The 14,212-nt window shown below is 69.2% G+C and carries 9 protein-coding genes; 2 read left to right on the forward strand and 7 right to left on the reverse strand.

Going from position 1 to position 14,212, the window contains the following annotated elements; all coding sequences use genetic code 11:
• Positions 1-20: 20 nt before the first annotated feature.
• Positions 21-847, forward strand: a protein-coding gene (locus MICAU_RS32020; protein WP_085985943.1) for an IS5 family transposase whose coding sequence is annotated in 2 segments (ribosomal slippage) — positions 21-384 and positions 384-847 — 828 coding nt in all. Because the reading frame shifts where the segments join, the coding sequence is not laid out codon by codon here.
• Between the two features lie 115 nt (positions 848-962).
• Here the strand turns inward: MICAU_RS32020 and MICAU_RS20110 are convergent.
• Positions 963-1,964, reverse strand: a complete 1,002-nt coding sequence (locus tag MICAU_RS20110; protein ID WP_041799053.1) for a hypothetical protein — start codon at positions 1,962-1,964, stop codon at positions 963-965.
• A 356-nt stretch (positions 1,965-2,320) separates the two neighbouring features.
• Between MICAU_RS20110 and MICAU_RS20115 the strand changes: the two genes are divergently transcribed.
• Positions 2,321-7,432 (forward strand): hypothetical protein, encoded by a 5,112-nt coding sequence (locus MICAU_RS20115; protein ID WP_013287186.1) that lies wholly within the window; start codon positions 2,321-2,323, stop codon positions 7,430-7,432.
• Between the two features lie 47 nt (positions 7,433-7,479).
• On the opposite strand, the gene MICAU_RS20120 is transcribed toward MICAU_RS20115, so the two are convergent.
• The 6 genes from MICAU_RS20120 to MICAU_RS20145 all read right to left on the reverse strand — a co-directional run bounded on the left by MICAU_RS20120 (position 7,480) and on the right by MICAU_RS20145 (position 14,141).
• On the reverse strand, positions 7,480-8,625 hold the full coding sequence (locus MICAU_RS20120) for a DUF4238 domain-containing protein (protein ID WP_013287187.1): 1,146 nt from the start codon (positions 8,623-8,625) through the stop codon (positions 7,480-7,482).
• 196 nt (positions 8,626-8,821) lie between these two features.
• The gene (locus MICAU_RS20125; RefSeq protein ID WP_157547414.1) at positions 8,822-9,991 is read right to left on the reverse strand and encodes a hypothetical protein; all 1,170 of its coding nucleotides are present in this window, start codon (positions 9,989-9,991) and stop codon (positions 8,822-8,824) included.
• Positions 9,992-10,087: 96 nt separating this feature from the next.
• On the reverse strand, positions 10,088-10,687 hold the full coding sequence (locus tag MICAU_RS20130; protein WP_013287189.1) for a hypothetical protein: 600 nt from the start codon (positions 10,685-10,687) through the stop codon (positions 10,088-10,090).
• On the reverse strand, positions 10,618-11,178 hold the full coding sequence (locus tag MICAU_RS20135; RefSeq protein ID WP_145824182.1) for a hypothetical protein: 561 nt from the start codon (positions 11,176-11,178) through the stop codon (positions 10,618-10,620). Before MICAU_RS20135 ends, MICAU_RS20130 begins: the two co-directional genes overlap by 70 nt.
• The gene (locus tag MICAU_RS20140; RefSeq protein WP_013287190.1) at positions 11,175-12,173 is read right to left on the reverse strand and encodes a hypothetical protein; all 999 of its coding nucleotides are present in this window, start codon (positions 12,171-12,173) and stop codon (positions 11,175-11,177) included. Before MICAU_RS20140 ends, MICAU_RS20135 begins: the two co-directional genes overlap by 4 nt.
• A 456-nt stretch (positions 12,174-12,629) precedes the next feature.
• On the reverse strand, positions 12,630-14,141 hold the full coding sequence (locus tag MICAU_RS20145) for a hypothetical protein (RefSeq protein ID WP_145824183.1): 1,512 nt from the start codon (positions 14,139-14,141) through the stop codon (positions 12,630-12,632).
• Positions 14,142-14,212: the final 71 nt, after the last annotated feature.

Consider the following 14,212-nt stretch of genomic DNA (forward strand, 5'->3'; position numbering starts at 1 on the left):
GAGGATCGTTCTGTCTGAACGTGAGGAGGGGTGAGCAGCCGCCGTGGGTCGTCTCGGACGAACTCTGGGCCGAGGTCGCACCGCTGCTGCCGCCCCGTCCGCCCCGGCGGCGACGGTTCCCGGGCCGCAAGCCTCTCGATGACCGCAAGGTGCTGTGCGGGATCTTGTTCGTGCTCTACACCGCGATCCCGTGGGAGTACCTGCCCCAAGAGCTGGGTTTCGGCTCAGGAATGACCTGCTGGCGCCGGTTGCGGGACTGGAACGACGCTGGCGTGTGGCAGCGCCTGCACGAGGTGTTGCTCGGCAGACTCCGCGCCGCGGGCCAGTTGGACATGTCCCGGGCGGTGATCGACGGCTCCCACGTCCGGGCGCTCAAGGGCGGCCCAAAACCGGTCCGAGCCCGGTCGACCGCCGCAAGCCAGGCTCGAAACACCACGTCATCACCGACGCGGGCGGCATCCCCCTCGCCACGGCACTGACCGGCGGCAACCGCCACGACGTCACCCAGCTCATGCCCCTGGTCGACAAGATCCCCCGCATCAAGGGCATCCGCGGCCGGCCCCGGCAGCGACCCGACCGCATCTACGCCGATCGCGGCTACGACTTCGACAAGTACCGCCGCGAGCTACGGACCCGCGGCATCACACCTGTCATCGCCCGACGCGGCGTCCCACACGGCTCTGGGCTCGGCACCCGACGCTGGGTCGTCGAGCAGACCATCGCCCTGCTGCACTGGTTCCGCCGCCTGCGCATCCGCTGGGAGATCCGCGACGACATCCACGAAGCGTTCCTCACTCTCGCCTGCGCCATCATCTGCTGGCGCCGACTCCAACGCTTAAAGAGTTAGGAGCTCTTAGCTACGGCTTTGGAGTTCGATCAGCGACACTGGGCGACCGATGGTTGGCAGTGTGATGTGCTGCTCTCCCGGCGGCTGATCGAGCCACTGCCCCGCCGCAGCTTCCTCATGAGGTGATGAGTTGCCACGGCTTGCCGAGGGCGATACGACGGAAGGCGTCGATCTCGCGCAGGTGGGCGTCGTGTACGTACGGGACGAGAGCGGCCTCGCCGGCGTGCAGGCAGGCGCGGTAGCCGATCTCGCGTAGCGGGTGCCCGTCGGGCGGTGCCGGGCTCTCGGGGTCCCAGCCGACGATGGCGCAGATGCTCTGCGCGGTGCGCCGGGTGTGCGGGCGGGCGATGGCCCAGGCCGGCTCGGGGTACATGCCGCGCAGGCTCCACAGGTCGCTGCGGTCGGGGATGGTGGGGATCTGGTCGTGGTCGGTTCTGGTCCCGGCCAGCCTGTCGAGCCGGTTGCGTAGGCTCTCGCGGCGTCCGGCGATCGCAATGTTGTCGGTCAGGGCCGACTCGGTCAGCCACGAGACCGCGTCGCTGTGCTCAGACGGGCCGAGCCCGGCGGCGGCGACGGCCTGCGCCGCGGCGGCGTCGAAGTCCTGCCAGAACTCGTGCGAGCCGACCCCGCACGGCCACCAGTCGAGGTAGCTGTCCTGGTCGGTGATCGGCTGCCGCTCGCTGATAAGCGAGGCCACCTCGGGGAAGCCGGTCGAGGTGTACCAGTCGGCCAGCTCGACGCGGCCGAGCCAGTCAGTCAGTCGCCACCACGCGTCGCGCTTTGGGCGGGAGCAGGCCGCCGCGAGGGCCAGCTGCAGCACTACGGGACGTAGGTCGTCGGCGACGGTGTCGTACAGGTCCACACCCCAAGCCTCGAGGACCGGCGAGTGGTGCAGGTCGCCGGAGTGCACGCCGACGGGCAGGCTCAGCGCCTCGGCGTAGGCGGCCACGAACGGATGGGCATCACCGGGTGTCTCGTCGTCGTCGAGTACGACCAGGCGGCCAGTGAGGGTGCGGTGGATCGGCACGTTGAGCTTGCCGTTCTTGGCCCAGTTGTAGGCGGTACGGCGCGGCACACCGTTCTGGTCGGCCCATTGGGACAGCGGGATCGGAGTCATGAACTGACGATGGCACAGATGGCACAGTGCCACCCGGGAAAGCTGTGCCATTTGTGCTATCCGCAGCAATGGGCATATCCGACAGCCGACTTTGCGGCCGGGGTGGCCAGCGGTGCTCGCCAGCGACTGCGGGCCGCCGACGCGGCCGACCTATCCCTGGTACACCTCGCCGCCGCTCTCGGCTTCCAGGCCGCGCAAAGAGCGACGTCGGCCTGGGTCGCTACCGGGTGCGTCGCAATTAGGCTGGTACCGCCGCAACGCCCGCTAAGTGTCCCAACACCACGGTGGTCCTGAGGGGGTGGCTCGTCTCGGGCAGTGGAGCGGCCGGGTGGGATGCGGGCCGGTAGCCTCAGGCGATGTCGAGCAGAGAGGCGTCGGACGGGCGGTCGGTGGCGACGGCGTTCATCACGGGCGGTGGCGGCTTCACTTTCGAAGACCATGTTGGTGCGTGGCTCGTCGCTGCGATGGCCGCTGGCGAGATGCCGCTGGGCCTCGGGGTCGCGGTCCCGGCGGAGGTGCGGTTCCAGGGCAGTGCGTCGGGGTTCTTCCTCGATGACATGGTCGTCACCGGTGACGCCACCGGTGGGCCGCGGTGGTCGGCGTCGGTCAAGTCGTTCGACATGCTGACCGGAGCCAGGCTGCACACGGAGTTCGTGGAGGCCGCCTGGCGCGACATCCTTACCGACAGTTTCCGGCGCGCTGCAGACCGGGTCGGTCTCGTGTCAGGGTCTGCGGCGCAGGGCACCTGGGTCGAGCTCGCGGAGCTGATCGGGGAAGCCGCCGCCGACCAGGCTGGCATAGCCTCGCGGATCGGCGTGCCTGGCGCGTTCAACGAGACGAAGCGCTCGCTGTGGGAGTCGGCGAAGTGTCCGACGGCGCTCGCCGAGCAGCACGGGGTCAACGTGGACTCCTCTCCCGCCCGGCTGCTGGCCCTGCTTCTGCCTCTGCGCCTAGACTTCCTCACCCCTACCTCCCAGGCGATCGCGGACGCGATCCGGCGGTGCCGCGCCGCGCTCGTCCCGCAGCAGGCCGGGAGGGCTGTGGACCTGTGGACGGCGCTGCTCCAGGTGGTCGCCGACCTGCGACCCAAAGGCGGGGCAGTCACCTGGCAGCTTGTGGCTGACCGGCTGGGCGGTCAGTTTGCGTTCCAGCTGCGCCCGGATGTAGCCCCTGACTGGAGCCTGCTCACCGCCCACACCACCAACATGACGGCCCGGGTCCGGGACCGGCTCGGCGACGACGTGATCCTGGTCCGTGAGGACGTGACCGCCGTGCTCGCCAACGCCGGGGCGGTCAACGTGCTGTCCGGGCCGTCGGGCTGCGGCAAGACCGTGGCCGCCAAGAGGTGGCTGACCGCCTCGGGCACGCACCGGGCGGTTTGGCTGTCGGCCGCGGGCCTCGAGGCCGGCGTCGGCGCGCGACTCGGGCTGACCCGGCGCCTGGAGGAGGTGCTGACGCTTGCCCCCGGAGAGGTCCGCGTCGTCGTCGACGGCCTCGACCGGGTCTACACCGACGAGCCGTTCGCCGCGACGGCTGCCCTGGCACGCCTCGCGGCCGCCACCGGCGACCGGATCCGGTTGCTGATCACTTCGCAGCAGTCGGAGTTCCCCCGAGTGTCGGAGCGCTTGGTGCAGGCCAACGGCCCGCAGGCCGCCCCGCTCGTGATGGGGGACCTGTCTGACGCCGACATCAATCTGGTGTTACGCGGGCACCCGGACCTGGCCGCGGTGGTCGTCGCCGGTGGGCTCCGTGGTGTCCTACGACGCCCGAAGGTCCTCGACCTGGTGCTGCGGATGCCCGGGGCTACGGTTGCCGCTATCCGCGACGAGCCGTCAATCGCTGGTTTGTGGTGGCAGCGCCTGGCCGGCGGGGGCCCGAACGGCGCAACCCGCCAAACGTTGCTGCGGCGGATCGCCGTCGAGCAGGCCGACCGTTTGCGGGCCCACACTCTCCTGGACGACCTGCCGGTCGACTCCGTTGGGCTCGTCGACCAGCTGCGCGTCGACGGGATCCTCTCCGAGGTCGACGGCCGGGTCTCCTTCGCCCACGACCTGTTCGACGACTGGACGCTGTTGCATCACCTGCGCTCCCGTGACGACGTCATCGGCGTGATCGCGGAGAAGTCGGCGCTGCCGTCGTGGCACCGAGCGATCCGCCTGCACGCCGCCGGCGTGCTCCGCGAGCACGGTGTCGACCGGTGGGAGGCCGACCGTTCTGCCCTGGACGCCGCCGACCAGCCGCTCGTGGCGGACTTGTACCTCGATGCAGTGTTCTACGCTCACGACGCCGACCGGCTTTTGGGCGAGCTGTGGTCGCGCCTCGCCGCCGACAGCGCTCTGCTGGCACGGCTGTTGCGCAGGTTCAGGTTCTCCGCGACCGTTCCGGACTCAGGTTGGATCACTGTGTTTGCCGACATGCCGGACGTGGCGGTCTACGCCGCCGCGCAGTCGCGGCTGCCCGTGTGGCCGCTGTGGCTTCCCGTCCTACGCGTCCTCGCGGCGGAGCATGAGACCGCAGTCGCCTCGGCCGCCCCGGAGGTCGCCGCGATCGCCGACCTGTGGCTGCGGCACGCCCCCGACACGTGGCCGGCCCGCGATCAGGCTGCCGTGATCGGCCTGGCGGTCGGACGGCACATCGTCGCGCACATCGACGGCGGAGGCTTTTTCGACGACACGGTCGAGCCGGCGCTGTGGCGGTGCGTCATCGCCGCCGGCGCGGTCGAACCCGACGCCGTCGCCAGCTTCCTCGATACGCTGCTGCCCCCTATTGACAGCCAGCTCGAGCGCAGCGGCCAGATCAGTGGCCGCCAGCGTCGCGGCCATACAAGACTCCGTGCAGCCTTGCTGGACGTCGACACCGTGATGCCGTTGCTGCCGGCGTCCGCGCAGATGGCCCGGGACCTGGTGCTGCGGGCATCCATCGACTCCGACCGCCATCACCGCCGTTACGTCCATCACCGGCTGCGTGACGGCCTCGGCATCGCCAGCGCCCCGCGCTCCTTCGATCCGATACACGAGTGCGGTCCGTTCCGCGCAATGCTCATCAACGCTGAACCGCAGGGCGTCGACGTGGTGCTCGCCCTCATCGAGCACGCGACCACCCATTGGAGACGCACCTGCAACGCCCCGGTGTCAAGCGGCCAGGAACCCACGCAGGAGCGGCCGGCGTTCGAGCTGCTCATCGACGGCGCCCCTGTCGCGCTGGTCGGTGACGCCACCGTCCTGGCCTGGAGCCACGGTGGCCACCGGGTTCCGGACATCTTGGCGGCGGCGGTGATGGCCCTGGAGGCCCACCTCTACAAGGCCCTCGACGACGGCCGCGACATCACCGCGCTCCTCGTCCAGCTCACCGGCAGCCGATCGGTCGCGACATGGGGGCTGCTTGCCGATATCGCCCGCCACACTCCTGCACTGCTGGAAGGCCCGCTTGCTCCCCTGGTCACCAGCGCCGACCTGCTCGACGACGACCGGATGAGTGTCCAGATGCGCTCCTTCAGCGTGCTCCCGCTCGTCATGGATCCCACCCGAGCTGAGCGAGCCCGCAAGTGGCACACCATGGACCACCGCAAGATCCCGCTCCTGGACCTGGTGCACCTGGGCGCATTCGTCACTGGCCGGCTCACCGAGCAGCTCACTACCGCCCGAGAGCACTGGGCCGCGACAGACGCACACCGGTGGCGGGTGATGCTCGCTGCGACCGACATTGCGAACTACCACGCCGTCCGCGCCACGGACGGAAGGACCTACCTCGTGTACAACCCGCCGGCGGCCCTTGAGGAAGAAGCCCGCGAGATGCGGGATCACCTCGACCGCGACCGCGCCTGGATGATGTTCGCCCACACCATGCGCCGCAACATCACCGACCAGGTCCGCCCCAGCGACACCGAGCTCGAGGAACAGTGGGCCACCGTACAGCCCCAACTCGACGCTCTCGCCCCAGACGCTGAGTCGCCGAGCTCCATCAGCAGTGTGGAGGACCTCCGGTGCGGGTACGCGGCGTGGCTGGTGCTGTGCGCCCGCGACTGGCTGCAGAACCACCCCGACCGCGATGAGTGGTGCCGGGCCGTACTAACGCGCCCCCTTACCGACCCGACCGCCACGCGGTCCGACGCATACCCCGACAGCCCCTCCGACGATGAATGGGACGTCTTCTGCGCCGAAGCGCTCACAGCCCTGTGGGCCGAGACCCCCGACGACGTCACCGTGCGCGCGGCCATCGCACGGCTGCTGCTCGTTCCCCGCCGCCTCACCCTCACCACCGTGATGCGACTCGCCGCCGCACACCCCCACCTCACCGACGATCTGCGCAAGCTCGAGCACCTGACGCTGCACCGCGCGCGGCTGCCGATGTCGCACTACGACATCGACCCATACTTTGAAGAAGCCGACAACCTCGACTTCGACACCGACCCGGAGGAAGCCGATGGACTCGACGTGAACCAAGAGGACGACGAACCCGGCCACGGCCCGATCGACGGCCTCCCGGAGCTGGAGGCGGCCGCGGAGGCCGCATTCGACGCCTTTGCCAACGGCGGCCTGCCCGCCGAGGTGCCCCGGCTGGCGGACTGGATCGCCACCACCCTCACGATTAGATTCCCCGACGCCCGCGAAGCCCGCTCCCGCACACCGGGCACCCTCGACCTCGGCTACCTCGTCGCCTCCCGCCCGCACTTCACAGCCCTTGCTGCTGCGGCGGATACGCTCACGCGAGCACGAGCGGTCGAGTTCGCCGCCGACCTCGCGACGTTCCTCGCCTCCGGGCTGACCCCGACCGAGGCCGCCAATCGTTCCCCCCGCTACCCCAACGACGAGGAACGTAGCGCTCTTAAGCTACTCGCTGAGATCACGATCAGCGCCAACGCCACCCAGGCCCGGACGATCTGGGAGCCGATCCTCACCCTCGGCGCCACCGCACGTTCCTGGGTGGAGAACTACCTCAGCCAGGTCTGGAGAACCGCCTGCGCAAAGGACCCATGGCCAGAAGCCTTTCCCACCCTAGTCGCAGACATGCTCCACTTCGCCACCACCGCCAGCACTTGGCAGGGCCACTCCGGCAGAGGCGTCCTGGCGCTCGCCGTCGCCGGCCTCGGCGAGTGGGGGCACTCGCCGGTCAGCGAGCAGCAGACAGCCGCCCTCCGCGCAGCCGTGCCGACGTGGTCGACGTGGTTCGGCGAGCACATGGGCCACGACGACTTCGCCTACGCGGCCGTCCGCTTCTTCCAGGAGCCGGCTGCGGCAGCGTTCGTCCAGGACGCCGTCGGCTGGCTCGCCGCCCGCGAATGTTCTTCCAACCCCACCAGTGAGCGGATGGATACCGCAGTCACCGAGTTCCTGGTCACCATCTCCACTCGCACCCCGAACCCGCTGCGCGGCTCCGGCCCCACCGCAGACAATGGACGGCAAATCCTCGCCCGCCTCCACGGTCGAGGCAACGCCGTGGCCGGCCAGCTCCTCAGCAGCCTGACCTGACCACATCCCACCACCGGCCAGCTACATTGGCGTTCGTGGCCCTCCCCTCAACGACCACGGCGGCCCAGCAGCTCGGGTTGTCGAGGTGCGGGTGGCTGTTGCAGCTCACGGGCGAAGGTCGTGCCGCCGTCGCAGGCGTGGACGATGGGCCCGGGTTCAGGAAGTTCCATGTCCGTGAACGTCGGGTGGGCGGGGTGGGCAGCGACCCATTGGTAGGCGTGGGTGAGGAGTCTCGAGTTCACGTCGTTTGCGAGGGCGACGGCCGCTCCACCTTGCAAACGACGATGTGGTACGACGTGGGCGACGTGGGGCGGGCCGATGATGAGCAATGCTCGCGGTGTGAGCGGGAGGGCTACCTCGTGCGCTTGGGCCACGCCGGGTCGGCTGGGGTACACGTGGACCGTGTCGGCGTTGCGGGCGCGGCTTCTGCTGGGCTTACGTGCGTCCTTCTTCCGCCGCCGCTCGGGCTTGGCGCAGCTCGGCAGGTGCTGGACGTGGCTGACGTCGCCGCGGGTACGCAGGATCACCGGCTCGTCGCAGGTGATGAACAGCGGTTGGTCGATCGTGATGAGCGTCGTCGGGCGGCCGAAGAACACCTCGGCGACTTTGGGGGCGTTCTTGGTCAGGTAGTCGAGGTGCAGGTTCGGGTCCGGAACCACCCGCACCTCGGTGATCCCGCGGATGTCCGGCCGCGACGAGCGGATGAGGTAGTCGCCCATCAACTCGACCTCACGACGGTGTCGGGGCGTACGCAGCAGTTGAAAGCCGATGAAGATGCTCAGGTGCAGTGATTCCTCCGGCGTGAGCGGTCGCGGTGTCCGGAAGGGGTCGAGGATGCGGTCGACGACCGCGGTCGCCCCGTCCTCGATCACGCCGAGGATCCGTTCGAGTCGACCGTCTCGCTCACCGTCGAGGTTGATGAAGGTGTAGAAGTCGCGGATCGCGCCAACGTCCTTGATGTTGCGCACGCTCGCCCGTCCTGTGATCCGGTCGCGGACACGGATTTGACCTGAGGCGGAGAAGCGTTCGAGATAGCGGCGCGGGACGGTGTGGTGCCGGCTGCCGACCATCAGCACCGGCGAGGTCGTGTCCCACCACTGCTGGATCTCGTCGAGGATGCTCGGATCCGAGTCGATCATGTCGTCGACCCAGCACCGCCACGGCTCGTCATCCCGCCCGTTCTCGCCGATCATCTCGCCCTTCTCACCGCACGTTTCGCCGCGACGTGTTGGCCACTATCCCGATGGTCTACCTCGCGTCCGACATTCTCGGCCCGCTCACCGCCGCGCGCCTTGGCGCTGCTGGCAGTAAGCACCTCCCGTCGGTATCCGCCGGCCATGGTCCGCGGGACGGTCTCGACACCACCACCGACATCTGGGGCGGTCCAGCTCAGGACGTCGGCGTCGAACGTGTGACGAACGTGATTTCGTCCAAGCCCCGAGGATCGGTGCTGCCACGGTCGGTCAACTCCTGCAGGATCAGGGTCCGCAGGACGGCGCGCAGTTGGGCGGCGCTCAGGCGTGGACTTTCGCCAGCGGGTCGGTCCGTAGCCACGACAGTCGCGAACACGTCACCGGCGAACGAGATCGCCCGCTTGCCCGCGTGCAGGAACTGGGAGCGGAGCTTGTACGCGGTCTTAAGCGCCGCCTTCAGGACCGCCGGATCGTCGGCGAATACTGAGCCGCGCGGCTGCGGATCAGACCAGGAACCCTCCCGCGGGCGGGCGCTCATCGCGTCCACGCCCCAGGTGTAGGAGCGCACCGGCTCCTGCCAAAAACCGGCCGGCAGCCGCGTCACGGCGTACGTCGCGAAGGTCTCCGCGAGCTTGATGTGCTTGTCCTTCATCAGGCGGGCACGCAGGGCCGCGGCCTGGGCCTGGGTGAAGCCCTGGCGGGCGATGAACTTCTCCCAACTCGCCGACTCGTCCCAGTCCGCACACTCCGTCGGGGGACTGCCGAAGTGCTGCGCGAGGCACTCGATGCCCCCGACCATCAGCGCGTACGCACCGACAAGATCACGGGTGGTCAGCAGCGAGGCGCAGTAATGCATATGGATCGCCGCGCTGAGGGCCCGCATGTCATCGTCGGGGAGGCTGGTGAGCCGGGCTACCGCGTTGCGGAACCCCACGTCGACCTGCAGCCAGTCAGGCATAGGCGCACCGAGACGGGTATCCACCGCCCCGGCCAGCGGCAGCGCGACGGAATGCTCCTGCCCCTCGGCCCTCGCCATGACCTCCGGAACGACCTGGCAGCGACGGTCGGTCACCAAGGTCAGCAGGGCGCCGAACATCGCGTCCCAGCCGACGACGTCGAACTGCTCCGACGGTGAACCCGCGCGCATGTAGTGCAGGACCGACACCGACTGGATGTGCTCACCCGGAACCTCCAGCAGACCCTGACCGTCCGCGGCGAGCAACCCGTCCCCGTCCGCCGGCACCATCCCGGGGTGGATCATCCGCTGGAACTCGAACGTAGGCGGCGCGCCCGGCGGGAGTCCCCGCAGGCCGTCGGCCCATTCCTTCAGCCGCGCAGCGCCGGTCGGGTCCTTGTCGTCAAGCACTCCCACGTGTCCCCCGAAGGTCAACTCGCCACGGAGTACCCATCGTCGCGGTGTACAGGTCCCGCGGACAAGCCGAATACGCCGCCCGCGCCACGTCTATCGCTCTTCGCCTTCACCGGTCGCACGAGGAATCTGCGGTTGGTCGCTGTTGGCGGTGGGGAGGGTGGGCGCGCGGCGAGTTCGGTGTCGTCGCAGGGCTTCGCGCATCGTGGAGATGCAGGCCCCTCGGGCGGCATCGATCTGATCTCGGGGGTAGCGGACCTGCAGGTTCATGTCGGCGTCCGTGGTGAGCAGAGGCTGTTCCCACGCTTGCCGCATCTGCCCTCCAGCTTGAATCTTGGCGGCGCGGACGAGCGCGGCGTAGCTGGCGGCGACCTCGGGTGCCTCGATCTGCAGGAGTGCCTGGTGATACGCCAGCCGGGACTGAATCTTGCTGACTTCGTCGGTGAGGTCGTAGCGGGCCTCGGGGGTGTCTCGACGGCGGCGGATCCGGTACGGCATCTCGGCGTAGTCCTCGACGGCGTTGAGGGCTTCGGCGAACGCCTTGGCCTGCCGTTCCCGGCGGGTCGCGCGCTGGTTGAGCGTGTAGGTGACGGAGGCGGAGACGACGCCACCGAGGATCGCGATCACGGCGACGATGACGATCGCCGTCTGGGCGGCCGTCCAGCCGCTCTGCGCGGCTTGGGCGTAGGCCATGTGCTGTCACCTCCCTGGGTTCGCGGAAGACCGTGGGGTGCGTCTTCGAGCAGCCACACCCCGTCGTTCTGGCGCCAGTAGTTCTCGAGGAACAGGTGCTGGCGGATCAGCTCGACGAGTTCGAGCAGCCCTTTGTCGTGGGTCCACCGCCGCTGCGGCGGGTCCAGGGGCATCCACATGCACAACGCCCCGTCGGGCATGCGGTGCTTGGAAGTGGCGCCCGGCCTGGCGAAGACCCGGGGATAATCCTGCGGGGGCAGCCCGTACGTGTCGTACGGCGGCAGCTTGTGGAAGCGGATCGTCACGTCGACCGGCTCCGGGTCGCCGACCACCTCCAGCGCCTCGACGCGGTAGACGAGGATCTCACACTCCCTGCCGTAGCAAGCCGGCTCGAAGACGTACTGGTGGGACAGGGTGGGCCCAAGCCGCCGCCGGGCGGCGGCTTCCAGCGGGACCCACCACGACGCTCGCCGGCCGTACCAGTCGATCACCGCGGCGACCACGCCCGCGCGGAAGTCTCCGGCGCGGGAACGATCAGGCTGGCGGCCGACGCGCCGGTGGTCAGCAGCGCCTGCTCGGCCATCTGCGCGCCCTGGTCGCTGTCAGCAACCACGTGCGGCAGCACGCTGTGCAGGGCGTGCTGAGCCAGGGCGTGCCGGCCGGCCTGCTCGTGCTCGATGGCCGCCGCCACCTTGTCCCGCGCCAACCCCAGCCGCCAGGCCGCACCCTCGCGGGTCATCCCGGACGGCAGCTTGATCGTCCCCGCCACGTCCGCAGGGTCGTCGGTAAGTCCGACGGCCATCTCGTCGGCGGCGTAGGTGAAGAAGTCGTGCAGCGCCTGCAACAGGGGCCGCTTCTCGTCCGCGATGCAGCCCAGGGCCAAGGCCTTGATGTTCCACGAGCACAGCGGCTTGCCGTGGTGGGTGCGCCAGTGCTTGAGCAGCCGCACGGTGCGAGCGAACACGTTGCCAGTGTCCTCGTTGGCCTGCAGGACCAGCTCGGTGTGCTTCTCCGGGTGCGCCCGGTCCCACCCGGCCGCCATCGTGGTGTTCGGGATCCACAACCCCTTGTTCGGGTGGTCCAAGGCCACGATCACGTCGGCGGTGAAGTCCGTTTCGGGGGTGACCGGGGCGCCGAACCGCACCAGCACGGACCGCTTCTGACCCTCGACGGTGACCGTCAGGTTGTCGAACTCGTCCTCGAGGTGCTCCCGAATCGCGTCGCGGGCCTGCTCCATCAGCGGCAGCGGCCCGGAGCCGTCCGGCCCGTATCCGGCCACGTCGACCACGACCCCGAGGTCGACGTCGGTCAGCGGCGTGTTCGCGTCGCCGTGCGCAACCGATCCGTTGATGTAGGTACGGGAACCGGGGAACGCGTCGAGCAACGCAGCCGCCAGCAGCCCTCGCCGTCTGCGGGCCTCGCGCAGTTCCTCCAGCGTGACCTCGAGGGCCTTACGACCCTCTTCGAGCTGGTCCTCCAACGACATCGCGTCTTCCTCTCGGACCGGAGTCCGGCCGTGGCGTACCCGCAGGCACAGCACGAAGGAGGCGCGCGTGAGCAGGTTCGCCCGGCGGCGACATCATCTGCCGCCGGCAACCTTCACCGGGTATGTTCCTGAGTGCGAATCAAGAAACGACCCCGTAGCCCGTCGCCCCCGTGCGCCAGTGGCTGCGGGGTCTTCTGGTGACCGTCACCCTAACCAGCACCCCCGACACTCCCCCGTTGACGCAACGCGAGCGACCATCGCGCACCACGGCAGATCTGCCGGAGGCGGAGGCGGAGCACCGCGCCGATCATCAACCGCGGCGGCAGCGGCCCCAGGACTCCAAGGCACCCGTGACCGGTGTGGAGGCAATTCATCGGCACGGGTGGAGCTCTCAAGAACGATCGGCCCGGACCTCGCTGCACACGGTCCGGGCCCCGCTTTACATCCTCGCCGTGGTCAGGCCGTGACTGCCGTGTTGTTGTGGGCGGCGCGGGACGCGGCGATCAGTGACGCTCCGAGTTCCGCCGCCTTCTGTGGGGTGAGGCGCATTGTCGTGCGGTCCCAGCAGCCCGACAGTAGCGACGCGGCCAGGTTCCGGACCGTGCCGTGGTCCATCCCGTCGGTCTTGGCGATGTCGGCGGTGCGCGGTTCCGGGTTGTCGATGGCCAGCGTCACTGATGGCGGCTCGTCGTATCCGTCGGGCGAGTTGAACGCGGCAAGGTCGACGGTGACCACCTTGATGTCGTTGGCGTCGTCGCTGTGTTGCCCATGCACGATGGCCACGTGCCGGTCGTGCAGACGGACGCCGTCGTCGGCGCGGCAGTTCCCGGTGCACCACGCCGGGCACTCCGGATCGGAGGGCCGCGCGGGTGGGAGCAGGTAGCCGGCGTGCGACCACATCGCGAGGTCCACCACCGCGTCCATTGTCTGCTCCTCGGTGCAGTGCAACCGCGCGGCCTGCTCAGGGACGCTCAGGCCCTGCTCGGTCATCCTGGCGGCGACCGCGCCGCGAAGCACTCTGATCTTCTGTGCAGCCGTCAGGCCCTGGTCGTCAATCACTCGGTCGACCAGGGCCGGGTCGAGGCTGGGCCGGTCCGGCACCGGAATCGCCGGGGCTTGAGTGGCCTCGGTCGCTTGGCTGTCTGCGTCGTGCGCCATGGTCACCACTCGGTCAACGGCCGTCCGTACCTGCTCGGCCTCGTCGAGGGTGAGGCGCAACACCGCCGTGGCACCCTCGACCACGAACTTCACCACCGGCTCGACCGCGTCGGCGTGCTGTTCCAGGTCGATCTCCAACTGCGGCGGCCGGTACGCCTGACCGCGGCACGACTCACCGGCCGTACTCACCGCATCGTGCAGCGACAGCAGCACCGGTGGTGTGTCGTCTGGCCAGTGGAGTCGGTCATCGAGGTGGTCGCCGTCGAGGTGGGTCGCGTTGCACCAGGACGGACACGCCCGCTTCAGCCAGTACGGCCGGTGTGTCTGGCGGGCCAATGTGACCGCCGTGCGGATGGAGGTAGCGAGGTAGCTGGCGTCGGTGAGGTTGAGCGGCTCCCGGGCGGACACGAGCACCACCGTCGGTGCGCTCTCCTCGGGCCGCTCAAGGTACTCCAGTGCGCGGATCTCCACTGCTGTCCCGCCGGCCCCGCCGTCGAGGGTCTCCATGAACGTCCGGGAGTGCCGCCGGGTCCGCCCGCCCGTAGCACTCACCGCCTCCCCGGCGTGCACCTCGACGCACCACGGCGGGCAACCGTCGAGGCGTGTCGCCATGTGCGAACTGACGGTCGGTTTCAACAAGTCAACCATCCCGGAATGGTCACGCACGTTTCTCGCCCAACGACGGACAGCGTGTGCACGACCCTCGCAATGGGCCGGTTCGGTGGCGGACCGTTCGAGGGTCCGCGGACCATCGATCTGCTGCAGGCGCCTTTCAGCCCATTTCATCTCTACTCGGCGGATGCCGAACATCGAGACCGAAAGCGTCCCTCGTCATCGACGGTGTCGCGACGATGAGCCCACACCAGGTCAAGGGAGAGACC

The sequence above is a fragment of the Micromonospora aurantiaca ATCC 27029 genome, from assembly GCF_000145235.1.
GTDB lineage: Bacteria > Actinomycetota > Actinomycetes > Mycobacteriales > Micromonosporaceae > Micromonospora > Micromonospora aurantiaca.